This is a genomic window from Methylococcus mesophilus (assembly GCF_026247885.1).
GTDB classification, from domain to species: domain Bacteria; phylum Pseudomonadota; class Gammaproteobacteria; order Methylococcales; family Methylococcaceae; genus Methylococcus; species Methylococcus mesophilus.
This window is the reverse complement of the sequence record NZ_CP110921.1, coordinates 2163040-2187115: the sequence shown is the minus strand read 5'-3', so window position 1 is coordinate 2187115 and position 24076 is coordinate 2163040. Positions and strand designations below refer to the sequence as shown.

20 protein-coding genes are annotated in these 24076 nt (G+C 63.8%); 14 read left to right on the top strand and 6 right to left on the bottom strand.

What is annotated here, in order from left to right:
• Positions 1–26: 26 nt before the first annotated feature.
• Genes OOT43_RS10230 through OOT43_RS10215 form a run of 4 tightly spaced genes read left to right on the top strand, consistent with a single transcriptional unit; the run spans position 27 to position 3664 of the window.
• A complete protein-coding gene (locus tag OOT43_RS10230; RefSeq protein WP_266020481.1) occupies positions 27–674 on the top strand; it encodes a paraquat-inducible protein A in 648 nt (215 codons plus the stop codon).
• The gene (locus OOT43_RS10225) at positions 667–1347 is read left to right on the top strand and encodes a paraquat-inducible protein A (RefSeq protein WP_266020480.1); all 681 of its coding nucleotides are present in this window, start codon (positions 667–669) and stop codon (positions 1345–1347) included. The genes OOT43_RS10230 and OOT43_RS10225 overlap by 8 nt, the downstream gene beginning before the upstream one ends.
• Positions 1344–3062, top strand: coding sequence for a PqiB family protein (locus OOT43_RS10220; RefSeq protein ID WP_266020479.1), 1719 nt, complete (start codon positions 1344–1346; stop codon positions 3060–3062). Before OOT43_RS10225 ends, OOT43_RS10220 begins: the two co-directional genes overlap by 4 nt.
• 11 nt (positions 3063–3073) lie before the next feature.
• On the top strand, positions 3074–3664 hold the full coding sequence (locus OOT43_RS10215) for a PqiC family protein (RefSeq protein ID WP_266020478.1): 591 nt from the start codon (positions 3074–3076) through the stop codon (positions 3662–3664).
• An 85-nt stretch (positions 3665–3749) separates the two neighbouring features.
• On the opposite strand, the gene OOT43_RS10210 is transcribed toward OOT43_RS10215, so the two are convergent.
• From OOT43_RS10210 to OOT43_RS10200, 3 genes are all read right to left on the bottom strand, one after another.
• Positions 3750–5153 (bottom strand): esterase-like activity of phytase family protein, encoded by a 1404-nt coding sequence (locus tag OOT43_RS10210; protein WP_266020477.1) that lies wholly within the window; start codon positions 5151–5153, stop codon positions 3750–3752.
• 120 nt (positions 5154–5273) lie between these two features.
• Entirely contained in the window at positions 5274–5624 is a 351-nt protein-coding gene (locus tag OOT43_RS10205) for a DUF2200 domain-containing protein (protein WP_266020476.1), read from the bottom strand.
• A 591-nt stretch (positions 5625–6215) separates the two neighbouring features.
• On the bottom strand, positions 6216–7409 hold the full coding sequence (locus OOT43_RS10200; RefSeq protein ID WP_266020475.1) for a hypothetical protein: 1194 nt from the start codon (positions 7407–7409) through the stop codon (positions 6216–6218).
• 121 nt (positions 7410–7530) lie between these two features.
• Here OOT43_RS10200 and OOT43_RS10195 point away from each other — a divergent pair, with 121 nt between their 5' ends.
• On the top strand, positions 7531–8622 hold the full coding sequence (locus OOT43_RS10195; RefSeq protein WP_266020474.1) for a M14 family zinc carboxypeptidase: 1092 nt from the start codon (positions 7531–7533) through the stop codon (positions 8620–8622).
• Positions 8615–9406 carry an alpha/beta fold hydrolase gene (locus OOT43_RS10190; RefSeq protein ID WP_266020473.1) on the top strand — a complete coding sequence of 264 codons (792 nt, stop codon included), beginning with the start codon at positions 8615–8617 and terminating at the stop codon, positions 9404–9406. The genes OOT43_RS10195 and OOT43_RS10190 overlap by 8 nt, the downstream gene beginning before the upstream one ends.
• An 81-nt stretch (positions 9407–9487) precedes the next feature.
• Here the strand turns inward: OOT43_RS10190 and OOT43_RS10185 are convergent, their stop codons facing one another.
• The 3 genes from OOT43_RS10185 to OOT43_RS10175 all read right to left on the bottom strand — a co-directional run bounded on the left by OOT43_RS10185 (position 9488) and on the right by OOT43_RS10175 (position 12754).
• Positions 9488–9856 carry a cupin domain-containing protein gene (locus tag OOT43_RS10185; protein ID WP_266020472.1) on the bottom strand — a complete coding sequence of 123 codons (369 nt, stop codon included), beginning with the start codon at positions 9854–9856 and terminating at the stop codon, positions 9488–9490.
• Positions 9857–9936: 80 nt separating this feature from the next.
• Entirely contained in the window at positions 9937–10782 is an 846-nt protein-coding gene (locus OOT43_RS10180; RefSeq protein WP_266020471.1) for a helix-turn-helix domain-containing protein, read from the bottom strand.
• A gap of 169 nt (positions 10783–10951) precedes the next feature.
• On the bottom strand, positions 10952–12754 hold the full coding sequence (locus tag OOT43_RS10175) for an InlB B-repeat-containing protein (protein ID WP_266020470.1): 1803 nt from the start codon (positions 12752–12754) through the stop codon (positions 10952–10954).
• 315 nt (positions 12755–13069) lie between these two features.
• Between OOT43_RS10175 and OOT43_RS10170 the strand changes: the two genes are divergently transcribed.
• The 8 genes from OOT43_RS10170 to alaS all read left to right on the top strand — a co-directional run bounded on the left by OOT43_RS10170 (position 13070) and on the right by alaS (position 24072).
• On the top strand, positions 13070–15787 hold the full coding sequence (locus OOT43_RS10170) for a LuxR C-terminal-related transcriptional regulator (RefSeq protein ID WP_266024823.1): 2718 nt from the start codon (positions 13070–13072) through the stop codon (positions 15785–15787).
• Between the two features lie 179 nt (positions 15788–15966).
• Positions 15967–16671: a hypothetical protein gene (locus OOT43_RS10165; RefSeq protein WP_266024822.1), complete on the top strand. Its 705-nt coding sequence runs from the start codon at positions 15967–15969 to the stop codon at positions 16669–16671.
• A gap of 388 nt (positions 16672–17059) precedes the next feature.
• The gene (locus tag OOT43_RS10160) at positions 17060–18196 is read left to right on the top strand and encodes a peptidoglycan DD-metalloendopeptidase family protein (RefSeq protein ID WP_266024820.1); all 1137 of its coding nucleotides are present in this window, start codon (positions 17060–17062) and stop codon (positions 18194–18196) included.
• Between the two features lie 674 nt (positions 18197–18870).
• The gene (locus OOT43_RS10155) at positions 18871–19353 is read left to right on the top strand and encodes a CinA family protein (RefSeq protein ID WP_266024884.1); all 483 of its coding nucleotides are present in this window, start codon (positions 18871–18873) and stop codon (positions 19351–19353) included.
• Entirely contained in the window at positions 19331–19906 is a 576-nt protein-coding gene (thpR, locus tag OOT43_RS10150) for an RNA 2',3'-cyclic phosphodiesterase (RefSeq protein WP_266024819.1), read from the top strand. The genes OOT43_RS10155 and thpR overlap by 23 nt, the downstream gene beginning before the upstream one ends.
• A gap of 32 nt (positions 19907–19938) precedes the next feature.
• Positions 19939–20982 (top strand): recombinase RecA, encoded by a 1044-nt coding sequence (recA, locus tag OOT43_RS10145; protein WP_266024818.1) that lies wholly within the window; start codon positions 19939–19941, stop codon positions 20980–20982.
• Complete coding sequence (locus OOT43_RS10140; protein ID WP_317134073.1) at positions 20979–21449, top strand: regulatory protein RecX; 471 nt, start codon at positions 20979–20981, stop codon at positions 21447–21449. The genes recA and OOT43_RS10140 overlap by 4 nt, the downstream gene beginning before the upstream one ends.
• A gap of 19 nt (positions 21450–21468) precedes the next feature.
• A complete protein-coding gene (gene alaS / locus OOT43_RS10135; protein ID WP_266024817.1) occupies positions 21469–24072 on the top strand; it encodes an alanine--tRNA ligase in 2604 nt (867 codons plus the stop codon).
• Positions 24073–24076: the final 4 nt, after the last annotated feature.

Here is a 24076-nt window from a genome sequence, read left to right as displayed (position 1 = left end):
ATCTACGTAAACCGATTTGAGCGGACATGGCAGTACGATCCATCGAGAACGAGTATGCAGTCGCCGAGCACGAACGGGTCGCCTGCCACGATTGCGATCTGCTGTTCCGCAAACCCCGGTTGCAGCCCGGGCAGAAGGCGCGTTGTCCGCGTTGCGGCGCGGTCCTGTTCCAGCGCAAGGGCGGCGGGCTGGATCAATCGCTCGCGCTGGCGTTCACCAGCCTGATTCTGTTCATGCTGGCCAACGCTTATCCCCTGCTGCGGATGAACATCGCGGGACGGGTGCAGGAGGGTTCGCTGCTCACCGGCATCGAGGAACTCAATTCGCAGGGCTATTGGGAAATCTCGGCGCTGGTGTTCGTCGTCACTTTTCTGGCGCCGTTGGCCAAGCTGCTTTGTCTTTTCTACGTACTGCTGCCGTTGCGGCTGTTCGGACTTCGGGCGCCGAAGGCGGTTCTGGTGTTTCGCTGGACGGAGCAGTTGTCGCCTTGGGCGATGACCGAGGTTTTCATGCTGGGCATCCTGGTGGCCGTGGTCAAGCTGGCCGACCTGGCCGCTCTCGCGCCCGGCATCGCACTCTATTCCTTCGCCGGCCTGATGGTATCCATGGCGGCGGGCGATGCCGTGCTGGACGACCACGAGGTCTGGGAACGGCTGGAGGCCGCTGGTGACTAGGCACGCGATTACAGCCGCCGATGCCGGCTATCTGCTCTGCCACTGCTGCCATCTGCTCTGCCGGCCGCAGCCCGGATCGATTCATCCCCGCTGCCCGCGCTGTGGCGCGGTTTTGCACCGGCGCAAGCCCGACAGCCTGGCGCGTACCTGGGCGCTGACGCTGACGGCCTACATCCTCTATATTCCGGCCAACCTGCTGCCGATCATGACCGTGACGATGTCCGGCCGGGGCGAGCCCGACACCATCATCAGCGGCGTCAAGGAACTGATCGTGGGCGGGATGTGGCCGCTGGCCCTCCTGGTGTTTTTCGCCAGCATCGTAGTACCGGTGCTCAAACTCCTGGTAATGACCTTCCTGCTCCTGTCGGTCCAGTTTGGCTCGCATTGGCGGCCGTGGGAGCGCACCGTGCTTTACCGGCTCACCGAATCGATCGGGCGCTGGTCGATGATCGACGTTTTCGTGATCACCATCCTGGTGGCGGTGGTCGAACTGGGGGCCCTCGCGACCATCGAGGCGGGCCCCGGTGCCGTGGCGTTCGGCGGCGTGGTCGTGGTTACGATGTTCGCGGCGATGAGTTTCGATCCCCGCCTGATCTGGGATCGCATGGCGCTGAAATACGGCAAGATTTCTTCCCACTCCAGCCCCGAGGGGGCTTACAGGATGCAGCGATGAACGAATCTCCAAAGGAAGGTGCCGGCGACGTCCAGGAATACGACGCCTGGGAGGCGGAGGTCAAGTCCTCCCGCGGCCTGCCGTTGGTCTGGCTGATTCCCCTCGTAGCACTGGGCATCGGCATCTGGCTGGCCTACAAGACGCTGAGCGAGGAGGGGCCGACCATCACCCTGCTGTTCAAGGAGGCGCCGGGGCTCGAAGCCGGAAAAAGCAAGATCAAGTTCAAGGACGTGGAAATCGGCACGGTCGAATCGGTGGTGCTGAACGAAGACCTGACGGGCGTCGTCGTCACCGCAAAGATGGAGAAGCACGTCGCCACTCACCTCGGTGAAAATACCGCCTTCTGGGTCGTGAAGCCGGAGCTCGGCCTGGGCGGTGTCTCGGGCTTGGACACGCTGATGGCGGGGAACTACATCGCCGTCGAGTTCGGCGGCGGCAATGCGGTCCGTAAATTCATCGGACTCGAACAGCCGCCCCGGATCAAGGCGGACACCCCCGGCCGTTCGTTTTTTCTTGCCGCGGACAATGCGGGTCCCCTGAAATACGGCACGCCGATCTATTTCCGCGATATCGAGGTCGGACAGGTGGTGAACGTCGGCCTGGCCGAGGACAGCCAGAGCGTCCAGGTCGAGGTTTTCATCGACGCGCCCTACCACCGACTCATTCACAACAGCACACGCTTCTGGCAGGTCAGCGGGATCGATCTCTCCATGAGCGCCCAGGGCGTCAACCTCAAGGTCGGTTCGATCATGTCCCTGCTCCAGGGCGGCATCACCTTCGAAACGCCGACGCTCAATGACCCCAAAGTGCAGTCCAGCGAACCCAATACGCATTTCAGGCTGCACAAGGACTTCGCCAGCATCGCTGAAGGCACCTACACGCTGCGCCAGCCCTTCCTGCTGTTCTTCGACGACTCCGTGCGGGGGCTGAGTGTGGGAGCGCCAGTCGAACTCAAGGGAATTCGGGTCGGCACGGTGACCGAACTGAAGCTCGCGCTGGATTTCGGCGCGCACAAGATCCGGATTCCCGTGGTCATCGAAATCGACCCGGAACGGCTGATCCCGTACGGCGCGGAGGACGTGATCAAACGGGCGAGAGAAGAATTCAAGGCGGCAATGGAAGCCGGCCGCCGCCCATTCATGGAAAAATTGGTTGAACGCGGCCTCCGCGCCCGGCTCAAGACCGGCAACCTCCTGACCGGCCAGCTCTACGTCGACCTCGATTTTTATCCGGAAAGTCCGCCGAAAAGCCTGGATTACAGTGGCCAGCACCCCGAGCTGCCGACCCTGCCCTCGGTGGCGGACGAGTTGCAGCGTAACGTCACCGAGATCGTGGCGAACCTGAAGAAGATACCGCTGGACAAGATCGGCCAGGAGCTCCTCGGCACCGTGCAGGGCAGCAATCGCCTGCTCAACGCGCCGGAGCTGAAGGATGCCGTGGGCTCCATGAACACTGCTCTGAAGGACCTCCGCCATCTGGCCCAGACCGCGGACCGGGAAATGGTGACGCTGACCGCGGTCGCGGAAAAGAGCCTGAGCTCGACGGCCAAGGTGCTGGAGCAGCTTGAACCGGGATCGGCGATGGCGGAGGACATCAGCAACGTCCTGGAAGAACTCGCCGCCTCCGCTCGTTCCATCCGCGCCTTGACCGACTATCTCGAACGCCATCCGGAAGCCCTGCTGCACGGCAAGGGCGGATCGGGAGGCAAGCCATGAGGGAACCCGTGATGCGATCCACCTTTCTGGCGGCGACTTTGGCCGCGCTGCTCCTCGGAGGCTGCGGCACCAGCCCCGACACCCGCTTCTATGTGCTGTCCGCCGCGCAGGAGCCGCTCCGACCGGTCGCCGGCCGGGAGCGCGAGATCGCGCTCGGCGTGGGGCCGGTCGAACTGCCGGAGTATCTGGACCGTCCCCAGATCGTAACGCGGACCGGCCAGAACGAGCTCCAGCTCGGCGAATTCGACAAATGGGCGGAATCGCTCGAGGAGAGCGTGCCCCACGTGCTCGCTGAAAATCTCGCCGCCTCACTCCCGAGCCGGAAAGTGGTGACCTACCCGTGGAAGCGTTCCGCACAGGTGGACTATCAGCTCGTGGTGAAGGTGATCCGCTTCGAAGGAAGCGGCGGCGAGAGTGTGCTGAACGTGCGCTGGTCGGTGTCCAGCGGCGATGGCAAGACCGAGCTCCTGGTTCGCGAATCCCGCTACGCCGAGCCTGCGGCGGGGACGGACTACCGCGCGACAGTGGCCGCCATGAGCCGGGCGCTGGGCCGGTTCAGCTGCGACGTGGCCGAAGCGGTCAGGGGTCTCAACAGGGGCTGAGACGGAGAGCCGGACCCGATCGGGTCCGGAGCCGAGCCGAGGAGACGCGCCGCCGGTCAGCGGTGCGTCTCCCGCTCCTTCGGGATTACCTGAAGGAAGCTTCGAGGATTTTCTGCTTCTGGAACACCGTCAGATTTTCTTCCGCGTCGGTGCCCAGGTCCGCATCGTCGAAGGCGAACACGTAGAAATTGTTCGGATTGGCGACGCCGTTGGGATGGTTGGAGTCGGTGATGGCGGGCAGGAAATCGTTGTCGTTGGCGACGAACAGCGTATGCCGTTTCTGGCCGTCGATCATGACATCCGGGCCGAACGCGATGCCTTCGATCTTGGCCGGGACGTCGTAGGCGCTGATGCCGGCGTTGAGCAGGGCCGCCTTGAAGTCCAGGAACAGAGCCTTGGGGACCGCGTAGGCGGACAGGTCGCCGCTGACCCCGCTCACTTCGGCGGCCCCGGCGAGATCGATCTTGAACAGCTTCTTGACCTTGGCGGCGCTGTTGTCGCCCAGGCCCTTGCCGTCGCGTTCGTCCACCAGGAATTCGTGATCGTTGATCGCGAGGATTTCGCTGATGCCCGAGCCTTCCGTCAGCAGGTAGGCGTATTCGTGGGTCATGCCGGTCGCGATGCTGACGGTGACGATGCGGACGCTGTTCTTCTTGTCCTGCGCCAGGTTGGTCTGCATGACGCCCACGAGGGTCTTGCCGTCCGGCGTGATGGCCAGGCCTTCCATACCCTTGTTGGCGACGCGGCCGACTGTGTTGCCGGCGATTTCGTTATCGCCTTTGGAGCTCAGGTTCTCGGCGGCGAAGTGGTCCGGCAGCGTGAACGACTTGATCCGCTTGCCGCTGAAACGGTCGAACTGGTAGACGTACGGGCCGTATTCGTCGGAGACGAACACGCTACGGCCGTCATTGGAGAGGCGGATGCCTTCCGGGTCCAGCCTGCCGTTGTCGGGGTTGGTCGACGGGGCGGCGGCGTCGAAATTATCCGAACGGCCGCTGAAATAGAAGCTGCGCCTGCCGTTCAAGGCCGGTTCCCCGTTCCCCAGAGTGTGGCTTTCGTCGGTGCCGAGGGCACCGGTTCCGTAGACGAGCGGCGTGGCGCTGTGGAAGAGGGTGGTCGTGAGCAGCACGGGTTTCAGGGTGAAGGGGAAGCCCGTTTCCCCGTTGTTGCGCTTGAGCTGGAATTGGAAAGTCTGGAAGCGGTTGATGTAGGAGGCGGTATCGTCCACCAGCGGGTTGTAGGGCGTTGCGTTCGGGCCGCGGTCGGGCAGCGCGAGGAACATGGAGCCGCCGGCCCAGGCCAGGCCGGAGCCGAGGCCGCCGAGAATGTTGCCGCTGACGCCGTTTTCCAAAGGAGCATGGGTTCTGGCCGCCCGGTCGGAGGAGGTGGGATCGGCGCCGCCGATCGCAATGAGGTCTACGCCGGCATGGCAGGCGCTCGCGGCGAACAGGGCCGCGGCGAGGGTCGACAACTGCATCTTCTTGGTCATGGGTCAGTCACCTTGGGTGGATGGGACCCGAAAAGCTAGCAGTCGACTGTTACATGGTGATTGCAATAGGATGAAGAATGCTTTCTTGCGGCGATAACGTTTGAGCTGAGCCGCGAGTTCTCATTCGCGAAGGACTTTCTCCAGCGCCCTCCCGTTGGCAAGCTCATCCACCAGCTTGTCGAGGTAGCGAATCTTCCGCATCAAGGGGTCTTCGACGCCTTCGACACGAACACCGCAGACCACGCCTTTGATCAATGCGCTGTTCGGATGGAGGCGTGGTGCCTCGGCGAAGAAGGTCTTGAAGTCACTTTCGCGCCGGAGCTGTTGCTGCAACTCGGCTTCGCTGTAGCCCGTCAACCAGCAGATGACGCGATCGACTTCTTCCTTGGTTCGCCCCTTGCGTTCGACCTTCTGGACATACAACGGATACACGCTGGAGAACTTCGTGGCAAAGATGCGGTGCTCTGGCATTTGATGCTCCCCCGTGCCGCTGTGAGGCCTAATCGGAATAGGACGAAGCCTCGCTGCCCCTCCCACCGACAACACCGGATATACGGATCACGTATCCGGCGTTTCGATGATCAACAATGCCGCCGCACCCCATCGTGAACCAAGCAAGGCGGGCAGCCCCATGCTGCTGAATAGTTTCGCCGGCAACGCCACGGTTGATGTCGATCAAGCGACGGCCGCGGGTACGGCGTGTCAGGTCGTGAACTCGGTCTTTGAGCTTGCCCACAGCGGCCGTAGCTGGCGACTTCTCCAACAGGCAAGTTCAGCGTTTGTTTTCTCGGGTACGCAACAAGATCAGGTCAAAAGATCGTCGATTGACCCAATCGTGACTATTTTGCCAGCGACCGATGCGAACTCGGCATCCATCGTCACTAACGCCTCTCCTTGGAGCTTTGTCAAGGCGACGTACTCTGCCTGGAACGTGTCGCTCCATCCCAGTTCTACGGCCACACTCCAGGCTACGTGCTGCAGCACACGGTCGCCCAGCAGCCGGATACGCAACTCCCGAAGGTAGTCTAGGCGGCGATGAGCCTCCTTACGAGGCGATGTGCGTCATTCCGCCTGCGCGAATTCATTCGAAAGGTCAACGTAATGCGGTTTGCCGAGTATCTCTTTGGCGTATTCGACGGCCAGGATGGACTCGATTTGTTCCCGGTTCAGTGAGCCGAGGTAGCGCCCGTCGCGAAACAGCGCCTGCACCTCGCCGTCGGCGAGCAGCCCTTCCTCCTCGCAGCGCTTCCGCAATCCGGCGAGATAGTCCTGCGCGATCCGTTTCAGGCGCGGCTGCGGCATGCGCGACACTTCGCGGAAAGTCCGGGCCAGGGCTGCGACGTCGTCGGTGCGCCGATGCTCGGCGATCCGCCTGAACACCTCGCCGAAGCGCCGGAGGCCGTTGAAGATGTGCTGGCTGTTGACCACGTTGATGCCGGCCCAGCCCGCCCGAATCCACTTGAACACCCCGAATCGGGTTTTCGGAGCGGCGCCGTCGGCCTCGAGGTAGAAAGCCACCGAGTGGGAGCCGTACATATAGGTGCTGGCCCAGCCGAGCCCCATGCGGTTGAGACCGGTGTGGTCGGTGTACAGGTAATCCCAGTTTTCGTCCGGTCCGACGATGATGCCTTTGCGCCCGACTCTGGACTCGCCGGTCTGGCCGGACAGGCTGATCAGGAGCTTGCGCCCGCGTATCCGGGTCAGAATGAGCGTGCGGTCCAGGTCGTATTCGTAATAGGCGCCGGAATGGCTGTCCGGCGAATTGACCAGGTGTTCGATGCCGGTGACCACGATCGGCTTGTCCGGATAGCCCGGCAGGGTCCAGAGTTCTGGCAGCTTCTGGCCGGGCGCGTCGACTGCGGTCCAGCGTTCGGTGCGTACGGTGGACGGTGCGGTGAACACCGAAGGGATGTCGTTGCCGTAGCTGAGCCGGAGCAGGTGGTCCAGGCTGCGCCGGATGTCCGATTCGTAGTAGGCCGAGGCGGCGCCGTCGCGTTCCCCGGCGCGGTAGAGCCTGGCTTCGTCCTTCTGGCTTTCGACGAAATCGAGGAGCCGGCCGATGCGCTCGGTATCCAGTCGATGGGGGTCGAGGCGGTTCTTGCCGACGAAGCCCAACAGATAGTTCAGTTCTGCGTCGAGGGTGTCCGGTAGTGCGGTTTCGCGTATCGCGTCTGCCGCGCCTGCTGCCAGCGGCAGTAGCAAGAAGAGGATCAGGAGGAGGGGGCCTCGCCCCTGTTTGAAAAGGGTGTGATACAAGTCTGTGGGATCAGGGGAGTTGACGTATGCCGATTTTAACCGCCCTCCGTACGGTCTGCCACGAAGCCGGGCGTCGCCATCCGGTTGACCCCCGTCCCGAGCCGGCTACAATGCCCGCGCCATGATCGCATCCCAAGAGCACATCTTCCGGGCTGAGGACGAATCCCAGCCACTCACGCGCAACCTGCTGCGGGGACTGCCGGAACTGCGCGAGATCCTGCTGCTGGTGGAACATCTGAAGGAGTTCCCCGAACTGGGCCGGGTCGAGACCCTGGCACGGCTGCGGCATGGTGAGGACAGCTTCCCGTTGCTTGCGATAAGCTTCGGGCCGACCGATCCGACCACGCCGGTGCTGGCGCTGTTCGGCGGCGTGCACGGCCTCGAGCGCATCGGCACCCGCGTGGTGATCGCCTATCTGCGCACCATCCTCGAACTCGCCCGCTGGGACGAGGTGACCCGGGAGATGCTGCAGAAGACCCGGCTCTTGATGGTGCCGCTGGTTAATCCGGTCGGCATGTATCTCAAACGTCGTTCCAACGGCGAGTTCGTGGACCTCATGCGCAACGCGCCGGTGCAGGCGGAAGGCCTTTCGCCCTGGCATCTGTTCGCGGGGCAACGGCTGTCGCCGAGTCTGCCGTGGTACCAGGGAGCGGCGGATAAACCGATGCAGACCGAGGCGCAGGCACTGTGCGATTTCGTCCGGCGGGACATCTTTCCGGCGCGCATCGCCCTGAGCGTGGACGTCCACTCGGGCTATGGCCGGGTCGACCGGCTGTGGTTTCCCTATGCGAAGACGCGGGAGCCGTTTCCGAATCTGCCGGAAGCGGTGGCGCTCAAGCATCTGTTGGACCGCAGCCATCCCAATCATATCTATTGCATGGAACCGCAGTCCCGCCAATACCTCGCGCACGGCGATCTGTGGGATTACCTCTACGACTGCTACCGGGAAGAACAGCCGGACGGGCGGTTCATCCCCTTCACGCTGGAACTGGGCTCCTGGGCCTGGATCCGGAAGAACTGGAGCCAGTTGTTTTCCACTCTGGGCGTGTTCAATCCGCGCATGCCGCACCGGGTGCGCCGCACCCTGCGCCGCCATCTGTTCCTGTTCGACCTGCTCTACCGTGCCGTGCGTTCGCCGGAACCGTGGACCGGCCTGGACAACGGGGAGCGCCACCGGCTGACGCAGCAGGGCCTGGACTACTGGTATGTCTGAGGGGAGCGGCCCGGCGGAATGGGTGTTCATCCGCGGGCTGGTCCGCGAAAGCGCGCATTGGGACGAGTTTCCGCAAATGTTCGCCGGCGCCGTGCCTGGAGCCCGCGTCCGGACGGTCGACCTGCCCGGCAACGGCCGGCACTGGCGTCTCGACAGTCCGCTTTCCATCCGGGAGATGATGGAGTTCGCCCGCGCCGAACTCGGAACGGAAGCCGGCATGCCGCGCTATCTTCTTGCCTTGTCCCTCGGGGCGATGGTCGCCCTCGAATGGATCGCGCGCCATCCCCGTGAAATCGCCGGCGCCGTGCTTATCAACACCAGCCTGAGCAGCTTGAGCCCCCTGCACCGCCGCTTGAACTGGCATGCCTGGCCGGAGGTTGCCGGCGCCCTGCTGACAGCTGACATTGCCGACAGGGAGCGGGCGATACTTCGGCTCACCAGCCGCTCTGCCGCGGACGATCCGTCACGCGTCCAGGCGCGGGTCGACGCTTACCGCCAGCGTCCGATCCGCAGGGTCAACGTGTTCCGGCAGCTCTGGGCCGCGGCCCGCTACCGCCCGCCTGCGGATGCCCCCGCCGTCCCCGCGCTTTTGCTTGGCAGCCGGGGCGACCGGCTGGTCGGCCCGGCGTGTTCCGAAGCCATCGCGCGGCACTGGGGATTACCGTTGAAAATGCATCCGGACGCGGGACACGATCTGCCGCTGGATGACCCCGCCTGGACGATCGAAGCCATTTTGGCCTGGCTGGAGACCGGGCCACAACGCGAACCGGATTCGCGCAGCTGATTTCCTCCGCCGATGGCCAAGGCTGGTCGAGTCTCGGCGTCGATCGGCGGCTGCTGTCCCACGACGTCCCGCATCGTTGCCTTATCCGGCAGTTTTCTGCGGAAACGAAATCTCCAATACTACGCACCCGGCGTCGGTCCGGAATGGCCCATGGACTTCGCCCGGCGGGCGGCTGGCGTAGTGGCCGGTTTCCAGCCACAGCTCGAAGGCCTGATCGTACAGCCTTCCTGAGACGATGAAGACTTCCTCCGGATAGTCGTGGCTCTTGCCGCCCAGCGCGGCGGTGTCCGCGCCGGGGAAGAAGCGGGTCAGCCGCGTGTATTCGCCGGTCGTCTCGTCCAGGCTCAGGGTCAGGTGCTCGGCCATGCCTTCCAGGCCGGGCACGGCCGTCCAGCCGGCGTCGGCGGACTGAGTCAGGGGATTCCAGTAGTGTATGGTCGATTTTGGCATGGGGCGACTCCAGGGAAGCCGTCGGTCGGAATACGTCGAGTTGTCCACCGGTGTCCGGACCGCACCCGGCGGTCGACAGTCTAACGGGCGATGACCAATCTGGACGAAACCGACTGGTCGGGTTCTCCGGATTTGTCCGTATCGCCGCCGCGGGGAATGGGAAACAGCGCTTCCGGCGAAGCGCCGAATAGGTCCTGGCATTCGCGGATGAGGTGGCTTTGGTCGCAATATCCCGCCGCATAGGCGATCTCGGTCCAGGACGAGAACTTGTTGTGCAGGTACACCGCGTCGCGCAGGCGCAGCACGCGAGCGTATTTCTTGGGAGTCGTGCCGATGGCGTTCTGGAAGCGCCGCACCAGCGTGCGTTCGCCCAGATCGAGGTCGTGCGCCAGCTTCCTGATCGGCAAAGCGCCGCTGGTTCTCGCCAAGGCCAGGCAGGCCGCCCGAGCCAGCTCGTCCACCCGGGGATTGCGCAGCCGGGCCAGCAGGAAATTCTCCACGCATTGCGCGCGGCCCTTGGGGGATTTCAGGCGGAACAGGTGGTCTTCCAACTCCCGGACCGCCGCCGGCGCAAACAGGTCGCGGCAATCCGCCCGGATTTCCGCCACGGCGCCCACCGCGTCTCCCAGGAAGGCGCTCAGTCCCCAGGGGGTCAGGCGCACGGTCACCCCAGACATCGCTCCCCGGCTTTCGAGGTCGAAGCGGTGCGTCTGAAAGCCCGACACACCGCTCAGCGTCGTATAGGTGCGGTGCCTGTGCGTTGCCTGAATGGGATGATCGCCGCACAGAAAGCAGATATAGGTTGCCGTGTCGGGCAGCACGGTGCATGTCCCCAACTCCGGCGTCATCAGGTCGTCGTGGACCCACAGCGCCGATACGAATGGCGCGAGCAGGGGCGATGGCGGAAATGAATGAAAGGCGCTCACGGAAGTGAGCCCCGCGCGGGGATTCCGTGAGCCTGTTCGAGGTGAGCCGATCTCATCTTGTAATTATGTAACAAGATGAGCCGATTGGTTAGGTGCAGGTCTCCCTTGTGGGGTCCGAGTTGTGTTCTTTAATGCTCCGCGCCCTGGCGCGGGGGCTTTGCATTTCTCGCTATTTGGCTTTTCGGATGAACTTGGCTTTGACCGCCCTGGCCTTCTTCAGCTTGACCGTGCAGGGTTTTTTGCCCCGCGTCTCGCAGCCTGCGCCGGACCAGCCCTTGAACTTGTAACCCTCGGCCGGCACTGCGGTCAGTGTCACCTTGCTGCCGGCGTTGAAGTTGGCGGTGCATACGTCGCCGCATGCGATTCCGCCGGGCAGGCTGCTGACCGTGCCTTCGCCGGCCTTCACCACGCTCAGCCCGGCTTGCGGCAAGGGTCCCGGCACAACGGGGGGCTCAATAATGGCCGCTACGATCTTGTCCGTATGCATGTTCACCGTGCAAGTGTTGCCGTCCACATTGTCGCAGCCGGTCCAGCCGGACACGCTATAGCCCGAAACGGGGTCCGCCTTGAGAGTGACGCTCGTTCCTGTCACGAAACCCCCGCGGCAAGCCCCGCCGCAGTCGATGCCAGCCGGGTCGCCGGTGATCGTGCCCCCGGTCGGCGGGAATACGTTCAAGGTGGACTGAGTGTTCGGCAGGGCATAGGCGTAAGCGGCGCCCGCCATCCCAGCGTCGCCGATGTCGGTGCCATAGGCTCCCGCCAGTGCGGCGCCGCCCGAGACGGCTACCGACCAGCCGAATAGCTCGTCGTTGCCTTCCGTGACGTCCATCGTGAGTCTGTCGCGCTGGCTCCAGCCTGCTCCGTCACGGGTGAACACATAGGCCGCACCGCCCGCCAGCTTGCCGGAAGCGTTCGCGTATGGTGAACCGGCGATCAGGAGGTCGCCCGCAATTGCGACTGAATGGCCCAGCAGCGCATCGGGCTCTTCCGGCGTACCCACCAGCTTGGCGCGTTGGGCCCAGGCCGTTCCTTCGCGATCGAAGACATAGGCGGCGCCCATTCCTGGGTTTTCATTTTCGGTTCCATCTGCGCCGGGTGCCCCGGCCACCGCCGTGTTGCCCGAAATCGCCACCGAATAGCCGAAATTGTCCTCAGCCGCTCTGTCAGCGGCAGTCAGCTTGGCCTGCTCGCTCCAGGCGGTTCCCGTGCGCACGAACACATAAGCGGCGCCGGTATCGCGCAAACCGCCGACGTCGGCATTGGCGGCCCCCGCGATCAAGGCATTGCCGGTGATGGCCAGCGAATTGCCGAAGTTGCTGAAAGCCTCCGGGGCTGAAGCCAGCAATCTGGCCTGTTTGCTCCAGTTCGATCCTTTTCGGACGAACACGTAGGCGACGCCGGTCTCGGCCACTCCGGCATGGCTGGCCATGGGCGACCCCACTACGGCGGTATCGCCGGCCACCGCCACCGACCTGCCGAAGAATTGAGCGCTTTCGCTGTCGGGGGAGACGAGCTTGGCTTGCTGGCTCCAGGTCGTTCTGTTGCGCACGAATACATAGGCGGCGCCGGTTCGGGTGGCCGTGGCGGGGGCCCCCACGACGGCAGTGTCGCCGTAGATCGCCACCGAATGGCCGAGACCGTCGTCGATCTGTCCATCGCTGGCGGCAAGCGTGGCCTGCAGGTTCCAGGCTCCTCCGTCGCGCACGAAGACGTACGCCTCGCCGGTGTCCGTGTTGGGCATGCCGACCACGGCGGTGTCGCCGTCGACCGCGAGCGAATAGCCGAATTCGCCGTTGTAAACGGGGACCGGTGCGGCCAGCTTGGCTTGCTGGGCGGCGATCCGGCTGACCGCGGTGCTCAGGCCGGGAGGCAGTCCGGCCGCCCCCGATGCGAGACCCGAACTCAAGATGCCGGTCCACAGGGAAAAATGCAGCAGGCTCCGCCGGAATCGGCGCGGAGAAACGGGATTCATGCGAAACCTCTCGGGCTGGGAGTGAAATGGAAGATTGCAGCGAGCGGGCGCCGCGAAAGACACGATTCTGTTGGATCGCGAACCGTGGCGCATCGCCCAAATGGGCCATTGCCCTGCGGATTTTCGGACCATTGCGCGGGGCTGGCCCCGTGTCGGCAGGTAGTCACGACCGGAGGGACTGCCCTGATGGCCGTCAGGTACGGTTACAAGGCTATGGAAATGTCTGATTTTTCCAATTCGGACAGAGGTGTCGAGCGTTACAGTGCAGGCTGATCGTACTCCACCCAAGTCAAAGTGCCCTCGATGGTCCAAGCCATGCTCAAGCAGGACTCTGCCGTTCAGGCGGACGATCCGTACCCGCCGGACGCGTGGCGTTCCGTTGCTGCCACCAAGTTCCGCGCCCCCCGCCTGCGGCCATCCCTGGTCGAACGTTCGGCGTTGCTGCAACGCCTGACCGCCCTCGCTGGGGACCGGCGCGTCACCCTGGTGCGCGCGCCTGCCGGTTTCGGCAAGAGCACGCTGCTGGCCCAGTTCGCTGCCCAAACCGCATTGCCTGCCGAGACTGTCTGGCTTTCCGCGGACGAGGACGACAACGATCCCAACCGGCTTTTCGTGTCCCTGCTCGGGGCGCTGCAGAAGGTCCGCTTGGCGTGGCTGCAGGATCCGCAGGTCCTGGCTTCCCAGGTGGATACCGGCGGGCCGGGCGCGCGTGCCGCGGTAGCCGGGATGGTGAACGCGCTGTGCAGCTACCGCGGCCAGCGCCTCCTGGTCATCGTCGATGACCTGCATCGAATCCACGATCCGGCGGCGCTGCACTTGCTCGATGATCTGGTCGACCGGCTGCCCGAGGAAATCGGCCTCGTGATCGGCTCACGTATCGAGCCGGGCCTTTCGCTGCCGCGCTGGCGGGCGCGCGGTGACCTGGGCGAACTGCTGACGGCTGATCTCCAATTCAGCGAGGCGGAAGCGCTGGCCTTTGCTCGTGCCAACCCAGGGCGCGCGCTGCCGCCGGATTTCGTCCGGCAGGCTCTGGAGCGCACGGAAGGTTGGGCAGCGGGGTTGCAGTTGATGTTCGGGGCCGTGGAGAGCCGGGCGGCGGCGGATTCGGGTCAGTCCGTTGGACGTGCCGACCGCCACCTTTTCGATTACTTTGCCTCCGAGGTGCTGGCGGGGTTGCCGTCGGACCTTTGCGACTTCCTGCTGTACTGCTCGATTCTGCCGGAGCTCGACCCTCGCCGTTGCGCCGCCGTCACCGGCCGCGACGACAGCCGTCCAGCATTGCAGGAACTGTATCGGCGCAACCTGTTCCTGACCGTCCTCGAGGACAGGACGCCAGTGCTGCGCCTGCACGATCTGTTTCGCGACTATCTGCAGGGCGAATTGGCGCTGCGCGGCCCGGAGGTCGCGGAAGAACTGCATGCACGGGCCGCGGCCGCCGAAACGGTTTCACCCCGGGCAGTCACGCACTGGCTCAAGGCTAGACGCTGGAACGAAGCGGCGGGTGAAATTCAGCGCTGCGCCGAGCCTCTTATGGCAGAGGGCGGCTATGCATCGATCGAACGCTGGATACACCAGTTGCCCAAAGAAATGCCGTACGAAGTTCCGGAACTGGCACACCTGCTGGGTATGTGCCACTGGGCGCGCTACGACTTCTTAGGCATGCGCGTTCCGCTGGAGCTGGCCTGCGCCGGCTATCGGCGGCGCGGCGATACGGAGAGTCTGGCTCGGGCTCTGGTCATGTTGGGGCGCAGCCTTCAGGCTACCGGCGATCTCGCGGCGTGCGCCGAGTTGTTGCGGGAGGCCGATGGCATGGCTGCCGGCTTGAACGCCCATCTGCGTTCGGCTTTCCACTCGGTCCGCGCCTGGCAGGCGCTGGCGGACGGGCGGCCGCAAGAGGTCGCCCCGGCCTTGCAGGCCATGGCGGATGCCGCCGAACGCGATCTGACGACGCTGTTCCCAGCGATCAGCGACGTATTCAACACTTTTTTCTACGGCTTGCCGGGCACGCTCGCGCCGCTGCGGCGGCTGCGCGAGCTGAGCGCCGCCTGGAGCGCGCGCCAGCCCGTGCACTGGCAGGTGGAAGCCATGGCGCAAACGGCCTGGCCGGATTTCTGGCGCGGTGAGCGGGGACCGGCAATTGCCGCGCTGGAAGCTCAATCGCGTTTCCTGCAGCGCATCGAGGCGCTGCCGCCTTTGTGCATCAACCTGTATCAGCTCCGCTGCTGGATACTCGCCGCCTCGGGCGACTTTGACGGGGCGGCGGCGATGGAAAACCGGAATCTGCAGATCGTCGATGCCCCGGAATTCAGCTCCCTGGCGCCCACCTGGCGTCGCTCGATCGTGCTGAACGTGGCGGGGGTCTACTGGATGGCGCAGGACGGTCGGGCACTCGCAGGACTCATGCCGCAGCTCGAAGCCGCGACACGGCCGGAAGAGTGGCCGGCGATCGAAACCGGCCGGGCCAAGGTGCTGGGCCAGCTTGCGCTGCTGGAGGGGCGGCTGGAAGATGCCGAATTTCAGCTTCTGCGGGCGCGGGAGCTGTACCAGCGCTGGCGGCTGCCCAATTTCATGGGCAATCCGTCCGTTAGCCTGGCGCTGCTGCGTTTGGCCCAGGGCGACCCACAGGCGGCCTGGGCCGCCTTTGTGCCGGCGCTGCAAGAAGCGATGGACGAGGACGCCATCGGTCCCTTGCTGATGGAGCCCCGCGAGCCGCTGGCACGACTGCTCGCGCTAGCGCCCGCCGGGGAGCGCGACAGTGACGGCTTCCGAAATATTCTGGCCAGGCTGGCTTCCTGGCAGGCACGTCATCCCTCGCCACCGGTCAGGGAGAGAGACGAGGAGCGGCATGGGCTTACCGACCGCGAGATGGAAGTGCTGGAGCGCCTTGCCGCCGGTGACAGCAACAAGCAGATCGCGCGATTGCTGAGTCTGAGTCCCTTCACGGTGAAACGGCACGTCGCCAACATCCTCGCCAAGCTCGCGATGGGAAGCCGCGGCCAGGCGGCCGCCTGGTGGCGGGCCAACGCCGGCTGAGTTCATTCCCGCGAGGGCATTTCAAAATGTCCAATTTCTCCAATTCCCGTCTCATCGCCCAACGTTAGAGTGCCGCCTTTTTTATTTCATCCATCCGGACTACGCGGTTTCTTGACCTTGTCGGTCCGCTCGAAGCGTCGTTTTTTTGATCCCCTCTTTACAGCATGAGAGCCTTATCCATGAGGAAAGCCTTTTTCGCATTCTCCATCGGCATCGCCGGACCCTCCATCGCACTGGCCGATTTCGGGTTGGAGTCCCTGATCAGGGGTGCTGCCAACGAAGTCGTGCGCTCGGTCGCCAACGATTCTCCCCAGCGGAGCGGCGGCGCGGCAGCGGCCGGTACGGCGCAGGCGGCGCCATCATCTGCGTCCTCCAGTCGCTCCGCTCCGAAAGCCGGCTGTCCCAGGACGCGCGCGACGCCGTTGCCGCCGCTCGGCCCGCGCCCGGCCAGCTATGAGCCGGCGGTGCTGTGGCCGGAAGAGACCGGGTGCGACTACTACAAGTTCAGCGATCTGAAATTCGACCTGGCGCGTGCCCAGAAAAAGGCCTTTGAGGATGCCAGCAAGGTGCCCTGTTCGGATTGCGAGGGCGGCTACTCCTTCGACGCCTGGGCGCATTTCTTTCTGGTGAAAGGGGGCAACAGCTATGAAAAATTCACGCCGATGCTGATCGCTCTCAAGCCGGGCCAGAGCCTGGGTTGGAAAGGTGCCCGCTACTCCGGCACGGTCCAGGCGACCGGCGACCATCCGATTGGCCCTTATCCGTGCCGCCAGTATCACTGGACCTTGAAGAGCGGCAAGGAAATTGTGGCGGAGCGCGAAGGTCTCTACTGCGAAGTGAAGGGCGAGTATGCGGCCTCGGCGTCGTGGAAGGAAGTTTTATAAGCGGGCGCATGTGTCGTCGCATTCTATGCCCTGTTGCTTGCTGAATTGTCTCGGCTAGCAGGCAATGGTTTATCGACTTTGAAATCGGCCGGCTCGAACCGGATTCCTGTAGCTGAGCGTACATTCTGGAGTCGATTTTGGATGTTCGTGGGTCTTGGTGTTTTCTGTGTATTGGGCGATTCCATGCCGGCAAGAGTGTGGTTATGTAGCGGGAGGGTTTGTGATTAAAGATTATTCGTTGTGCGTAATGGTGTTTGGATTTTTATCGAGCCTTCTGGCGCCTCCGGCATTTGGGGGTACGATTTACATCAGTACGGACAGTGCCGCGCTGTATACTTACGACACGGAAAAACGGACCACAAGATTCGTCGGGTCTACTGGCGTAGCTATGAACGATATCGCTTTTGACTCCGGTGGGCGGTTATGGGGGGTTGGTGGTGGATTCCAGCTTTATCGGATCGACCCGGGTACTGGTTTTTCCGAGCTGGTAGGCCCCCTCGATTTTTATGTGAATGCGCTGGCATCGGCGGGTGACGGCAGTCTCTATGCGGCTGGCGGTCCGAGTTTATATCGGCTGAATAAGGAAACCGGCGAGTCTGTATATATAGGCGGCATGGGTTATATTTCCTCTGGTGATCTGGAGTTTGATCCCGCTGGAAATTTATATCTGACGGCAGAGGGCGGCGATCTGTTGTTGCGTGTCGACCTGGGATCGGGCGCAGGTACGGTGATTGGTGGGGTGGGAGTGCCTTCGGTATTCGGCATGGCCTATCACGGTGGGGCTATGTTTGGCATCGCAGATGATGATGTTTATACGATAGACTTGACATCCGGCGTGGCGCGGATAAGGGATGAAAATATAGATATCAATGGCGCCGCTTATGGGGCGACCACCCCATTTTTGAGTTTTGCCTGGCCAGTCGGTTCTCCAGACATTCCAAGGGGGCATTACGGTGCATGTGCCGCGGAAGGGGGCCCCGGCCGTCGGGGTTGTTATTGGCTGAGTGCAAATTCAGAAGACGTGGAGACGGTGTGGCGCGATGTTCACCCCTTTCAAAAACGCAAGACCAAGGTGTGGGGCAAGCGTTACGGCTATAGTCTGGGGGCATCCTATGACAGGGGCGGCGGTGATCTGAACGAGCCGGTTTATCCGATTGCGAAGGGACGCGTGGCGAGGGTCGTCGAGAATGTCTGCCAATGGGGGAATATAATATTTGTGAGTCATGTGTTGCCGCAAGGGACGTATACTTCCATGTATGCCCACGTAAACTGGCTGGATCAAGGGATGCCCGCCCTCGGTCGCGAGGTGTCTCCCGCGGAGCCTATTGCGGCGGTTGGCCGGGGGGAATGGTCGAAGGGCGGAGCATGCAAAAATAGCGGTCAGCATCCAGCGCACCTCTATTTTGAATTGCGCAAAGGCGCGAATGTGTCGCCCGGCTCGCGGTACACGAACAAAAAACTGAGGAAGGGACCGCAAGGCCAGATCGATCCTAATCTATTTATTTCGTCGATGGTTGACAATTAGGGCCGGTGGTCGGTATCCGGAAAAGGTTGTGATCTTGCTGGTGTTCTATCCCGTTACTTCGCAATAGTAGTTGCTGGAGTTTCTCCGGGTCGGGTTCTGCCGACGCGCTTCAGGCCAACGGCCGGCAGTTTTGGTTGTACTGGATGGTGAAAATGATCGGCCCTGGTCACCAGCGTCTTTGACGCTGGTAAATGCGCCACGGCAGATCGCCTCGTCGGTAGTCAGCCTGAAGAATCGCTCGACGGAGTTGAGCTTCCTGGCGTAAGTTGGTGTGAAATGGAGGTGCCGTCGGGGTCGAGCGGCCGACCACGCTTTCTCTTTGGCATATTTCAGGCAAACTGCCCGAGAGTCCCGGCGCCGACCATTGCTCCCGTGCTTCCGATGTAATGCCCGGTTCTGCTTTGGGCCGGCCGGTTCCTGTCGGGTATCTCCGCAGGTCGAGCTACCCGAAAACTAGGCAAGCCTAATGCTGAGAATCATGGGCCAGGACTCCAGCAGAATTGGCGGCAGCAGTTTCTTCATTGGCGATGCTGGAAGGCGTTGGGGGATTTCGGTTGTCTCGTAGGCGGCGTAGGCTACTCCGGGTGCCGTTCCTGAGTCGTCTGTGAACGGTCTGTTTGGGTCACGGTGCTGCGAGTCGGGAGGGTTCGGTGGACGCACAGGGTGATCGTGAGATGTACGCTCTGGCCGGGCGTCTGGGCGAGTTGCTGGGGGGCGAAGGCAGTCGGCTCGCCACGGCCGAATCCTGTACGGGAGGCTGGATCGCCCAGTGCGTGACGTCCATTCCCGGCAGTTCGAGCTGGTTCGACCGCGGCTTCGTGACCTACAGTAACGAATCCAAGCAGGAACTGCTCGGCGTGCCGGCCGAGGTGATCGCGACGCACGGCGCGGTGAGCGCGGAGACCGTGGTGGCCATGGCCGGCGGGGCGCTGGCGCACAGCCGGGCCGACTGCGCGGTGGCGGTCAGCGGCATCGCCGGCCCCGAAGGCGGCAGTCCAGACAAACCGGTGGGGACCGTCTGGCTTGCCTGGCAGCTGAAGGGGACGGTGGCCGTCACACGGCGATGCCGGTTCGATGGCGACCGGGAGGCGGTGCGGCGGCAGGCGGTGATCGCGGCGCTGGAAGGGCTGATCGATGTCTGCTCAGGCGCCTCCTGAGCCGCCTCCGCTGCGTCTGTTTTTCGCGCTCTGGCCGGACGAGGGGGTTCGCGAGACCTTAGGCAAATTGCTTCGGTCTTTGCGCCGAACGGTCCGAGGGCGCTGGGTAGAGCCGGACAAGCTTCATCTCACCCTGGCGTTTCTGGGAGCGGTGCCGCCCGGACGTCTGCCGGAACTGGCCGCGATGGTCCAGCGTTTGGACCCGCCGAGGTTCGAGCTGGTGCTGGACAGGCTGGAATGCTGGCGGCACAACCGGGTGTTGTGCCTGGGAGCGAGCCAGATGCCCCCGCCTATGCTCGAACTGGTCCGTGTCCTGAATTCGAACCTGCGCGAAGCGGGTTTTCCTATCGAGCAGCGTCCGTTCCGCGCGCATCTGACGCTGGCCCGCAAAGCCGATGCAGCCTGGTCTACCCTGTCTTTGAAGACATCTGTGACCTGGGCCGTGGAGTGCGTCACCCTCGTCGAGTCACGTCTTTCCGGCGCCGGTTCGGGCTATATCGTACTCGCCGAAAAGCGGCTCCGGACTATGCCCGAAATGGTCGCTATGAAATAATGCTTCTTTCCACTTTCGATGCAGTAACCCGGATGGACGAGAACAAACGCAAGGCCTTGGGTGCCGCTCTTTCCCAGATCGAGAAGCAGTTCGGCAAGGGATCGGTGATGCGCATGGGCGACGTCGCGGCGGTCCGGGACATCGATGTGGTGTCAACCGGCTCGCTGGCGCTGGACATCGCGCTGGGCTGCGGCGGTTTGCCGCGCGGCCGCATCGTCGAGATTTACGGCCCGGAATCCTCGGGCAAGACCACGCTGACCCTGGAGGTCATCGCCCAGGCGCAGAAGACCGGCGGCGTGGCGGCGTTCGTGGACGCCGAGCACGCGCTGGACCCGGTCTACGCCGAAAAGATCGGGGTGAACCTCGACGACCTGCTGGTCTCCCAGCCCGACACCGGCGAGCAGGCGCTGGAGATCGCCGATATGCTGGTGCGTTCCGGCGGCGTGGACGTGGTGGTGATCGACTCGGTGGCGGCGCTGACGCCCAAGGCCGAACTCGAAGGCGAGATGGGCGATTCCCACATGGGCCTGCAGGCCCGGCTGATGTCGCAGGCTTTGCGCAAGCTGACCGCCAACATCAAGCGCTCCAACACCTTGGTGATCTTCATCAACCAGATCCGCATGAAGATCGGCGTGATGTTCGGCAATCCGGAGACCACCACCGGAGGCAATGCGCTCAAGTTCTACGCCTCGGTGCGGCTGGACATCCGCCGTTCCGGCGCGATCAAGAACGGCGACGAGGTGATCGGGAACGAGACCCGCGTCAAGGTGGTCAAGAACAAGGTGGCTCCGCCGTTCCGCGTCGCCGATTTTGAAATTCTGTACGGCGAGGGCGTCTCGCGCGAGGGCGAACTGATCGACCTCGGTGTGAATCACGACATCGTGCAGAAGTCCGGCTCGTGGTACAGCTACGGCGGCGACCGCATCGGCCAGGGCAAGGACAACGTCCGGATCTATCTCAAGGAGCATCCCGAAACCGCCGCCGCCATCGAGGCTGCAGTTCGTGAAAAGGCGCTGGCGGGGCTGAAGCATGCGGCGCCTCCGGAGCGCGCCGCGGCGGAAGAGAGTGAGTTCTGAGCGAAACCGAAGATACGCTGGAAGCCGCGCGGGCGGTTTGCCTGCGGCTGCTGGCGCGGCGCGAGCACAGCCGGCTGGAACTCGGGCGCAAGCTCGCTGCCCGCGGTTTTGAACCCCCGACGATAGAAACCATTCTGGCGGAATGCTCGGGGCAAGGATGGCAGAGCGACGAGCGCTTCGCCGAGAGCTTGGTCCGCGCCCGTAAGGCGAGAGGGTACGGCGTCAACAGGATCCGGCAGGAACTGCGCCTGCGCGGCGTCGATGCGAACCTTGCGGATTCGCAGGACTGGATGACCGACATGGACCGTGTCTACACAAAAAAATATCGCGGAAAACCCCCGATGGCGACGCCTCAAGAGCGTGCGTCACGGGCAAGATTTCTCGCGCAACGCGGTTTCACGACCTCCCAGATCCAGGATTTTTTCAAGCGTCTGGGACCGGCCGGTGAATACCCGGACATCGATTGAAGACTTTGGTAAACCAAGCATGACCAGTGCGGAATTACGCGCCCGATTTCTGAAATTTTTCGAAGACCGCGGCCACAGCGTCGTTGCCTCCAGCCCTCTGGTGCCGGCCAACGATCCCACCCTGCTGTTCACCAACGCCGGCATGGTGCAGTTCAAGGACGTGTTCCTCGGCCGCGAACAACGCCCCTATGTGCGCGCCGCGACGGCGCAGCGCTGCGTGCGCGCCGGCGGCAAGCACAACGACCTGGAGAACGTCGGCTACACCGCCCGCCATCACACATTCTTCGAGATGCTGGGCAATTTCAGCTTCGGCGATTACTTCAAGCGCGATGCGATCGTCTACGCCTGGGAGTTCCTCACCGAGGTACTCATGCTGCCGCCCGAGCGGCTGTGGGTCACGGTGTACGCCGAGGACAAGGAAGCGGAACGGATCTGGCTGGAAGAGGTCGGCGTCGAGCCGGGGCGGCTGACCCGCATCGCCACCTCCGACAATTTCTGGTCCATGGGCGACACCGGCCCGTGCGGCCCGTGCACCGAGATCTTCTACGACCACGGTTCCTCCATCGCCGGCGGGCCTCCCGGAACGCCGGAAGAAGACGGCGACCGCTACGTCGAAATCTGGAACCTGGTGTTCATGCAGTACGACCGCGCAGCCGACGGCACGCTAACGCCGCTGCCCAAGCCGTCGGTGGATACCGGCATGGGGCTGGAGCGGCTCGCCGCGGTGATGCAGCGCGTGCACAACAACTACGACATCGACCTGTTCCGGAATCTGGTCAAGGCGGCGGCCGATCTGGCCGGTACCGCTGATCTCGCCCAAAGCTCGCTGCGGGTGATCGCCGATCACATCCGTTCCTGCGCTTTCCTGGTCGCCGACGGCGTGCTGCCGTCGAATGAAGGGCGCGGTTACGTGCTGCGCCGGATCATCCGCCGGGCGATCCGCCACGGCTACAAGCTCGGCATCCGCGAGCCGTTCTTCCACAAGCTGGTTGGGCCGTTGTGCGCAGAAATGGGACAGGCCTATCCCGAGTTGGTCGAATCGCGCCAGCGGGTCGAGCAGGTGCTCCATAAGGAAGAGGAGCGCTTCGCCGAGACCCTGGAGCAGGGTATGAAAATTCTCGACGTCGCGATGCGCGATCTGCCGGAAAAAGTGATTCCGGGCGAAACCGCGTTCCAGCTCTACGACACCTATGGCTTTCCGGTCGATCTGACCGCGGACGTGGCGCGCGAGTATGGTCTGCAGGTCGACATGGGCGGGTTCGAGCGGGCGATGGAGGCCCAGCGCGAGCGGGCGCGGGCGGCCAGCCATTTCAGCGTGGATTACTCCCAGGAGGTCCATCTCGACGTGGCGTGCGAATTCACCGGCTACCGGAACGCCGCCGAGGACACTCGGATCGTGGCGCTGTTGCGCGACGGTCAGGCCGTGGAGCGGCTGGAGGCCGGCGAGGACGGCGTGGTGGTACTGGAGAAGACGCCGTTCTACGCCGAATCCGGCGGCCAGGTGGGGGATCGCGGAGTGATCCGCAGCGATTCGGCGGTGTTCGAGGTGACCGATACCCGCAAGCAGGGCGGCGAGTTGATCCTGCACCGGGGGAAACTGCGCGAGGGCGTGCTGCTCCGGGATGCCGTCTGCCGGGCGGAAGTGGAGGAAGCGCTGCGCCAGGCCACCGCCCTGAACCATTCCGCTACGCATCTGCTGCATGCAGCGTTGCGCCGGGTGCTCGGTGAGCACGTGGCGCAGAAGGGGTCCCTGGTCAATCCCGAGCGGCTGCGTTTCGACTTTTCTCACTTCGAGCCCATCAGCCCCGCTCAACTCGGCGAAATCGAGCGCCTCGTCAACCGGGAGATTCGCCGCAATGCCGAAGTTACCGCCGAGGTCATGGCCAAGGACGACGCGATGAAGCTCGGCGCAATGGCCTTGTTCGGCGAAAAATACGGCGACGAGGTCCGGGTGCTCAAGATCGGCGAGTTTTCCACCGAACTATGCGGCGGTATCCATGCCCGTCGTGCCGGTGACATCGGCCTGTTCAAGATCGTGAGCGAAACCGGCGTCGCCGCCGGGGTGCGCCGCATCGAAGCCGTCACCGGGGCGGCGGCCGTGGAGGCGGTCGAGGCGACGGAGCGCTTGCTGCAACGGTTGGCCGACCGCATGAAAGCGGGGCGCGATGCCGTGGAGGAGCGGATCGAGCAGATGTTCGAGAAGAACCGCGCCCTGGAGAAGGAGTTGGAGCGGCTGAAGGCCAAGGCGGCCGGGGCGGCCGGCTCCGACCTGGTGTCCCGGGCGGTCGACATCGGGGGTGTCAAGGTGCTGGCGGCGCGCGTCGACGACGCAGATGCGAAGACGCTGCGCGAACTGGTGGACCAGCTCAAGGACAAACTGGGCAGCGCCGCGATCGTCCTGGCTGCGGTCGAAGGCGAGAAGGTCAGCCTCATTGCCGGCGTGACCAAGGACCAGACCGGCCGCATCCGCGCCGGTGATTTGGTCAACAGCGTGGCGACCCGCGTCGGCGGCAAGGGCGGCGGCCGGCCAGATCTCGCCCAGGCCGGGGGGAATAGGCCGGAGGAATTGCAGGGCGCCCTCGACGGCGTCCCGGAGTGGGTGCGGCGGACCCTCAACGCCTAGCTTT

Coding starts and splice junctions, on each gene's coding strand:
- OOT43_RS10230 (WP_266020481.1), top strand. CDS start 27: ATGGCAGTACGATCCATCGAGAACGAGTATGCAGTCGCCGAGCACGAA.
- OOT43_RS10220 (WP_266020479.1), top strand. CDS start 1,344: ATGAACGAATCTCCAAAGGAAGGTGCCGGCGACGTCCAGGAATACGAC.
- OOT43_RS10215 (WP_266020478.1), top strand. CDS start 3,074: ATGCGATCCACCTTTCTGGCGGCGACTTTGGCCGCGCTGCTCCTCGGA.
- OOT43_RS10210 (WP_266020477.1), bottom strand. CDS start 5,153: ATGACCAAGAAGATGCAGTTGTCGACCCTCGCCGCGGCCCTGTTCGCC.
- OOT43_RS10205 (WP_266020476.1), bottom strand. CDS start 5,624: ATGCCAGAGCACCGCATCTTTGCCACGAAGTTCTCCAGCGTGTATCCG.
- OOT43_RS10195 (WP_266020474.1), top strand. CDS start 7,531: ATGATCGCATCCCAAGAGCACATCTTCCGGGCTGAGGACGAATCCCAG.
- OOT43_RS10190 (WP_266020473.1), top strand. CDS start 8,615: ATGTCTGAGGGGAGCGGCCCGGCGGAATGGGTGTTCATCCGCGGGCTG.
- OOT43_RS10185 (WP_266020472.1), bottom strand. CDS start 9,856: ATGCCAAAATCGACCATACACTACTGGAATCCCCTGACTCAGTCCGCC.
- OOT43_RS10175 (WP_266020470.1), bottom strand. CDS start 12,754: ATGAATCCCGTTTCTCCGCGCCGATTCCGGCGGAGCCTGCTGCATTTT.
- OOT43_RS10170 (WP_266024823.1), top strand. CDS start 13,070: ATGCTCAAGCAGGACTCTGCCGTTCAGGCGGACGATCCGTACCCGCCG.
- OOT43_RS10165 (WP_266024822.1), top strand. CDS start 15,967: ATGAGGAAAGCCTTTTTCGCATTCTCCATCGGCATCGCCGGACCCTCC.
- OOT43_RS10160 (WP_266024820.1), top strand. CDS start 17,060: ATGAACGATATCGCTTTTGACTCCGGTGGGCGGTTATGGGGGGTTGGT.
- OOT43_RS10155 (WP_266024884.1), top strand. CDS start 18,871: ATGTACGCTCTGGCCGGGCGTCTGGGCGAGTTGCTGGGGGGCGAAGGC.
- thpR (WP_266024819.1), top strand. CDS start 19,331: ATGTCTGCTCAGGCGCCTCCTGAGCCGCCTCCGCTGCGTCTGTTTTTC.
- recA (WP_266024818.1), top strand. CDS start 19,939: ATGGACGAGAACAAACGCAAGGCCTTGGGTGCCGCTCTTTCCCAGATC.
- alaS (WP_266024817.1), top strand. CDS start 21,469: ATGACCAGTGCGGAATTACGCGCCCGATTTCTGAAATTTTTCGAAGAC.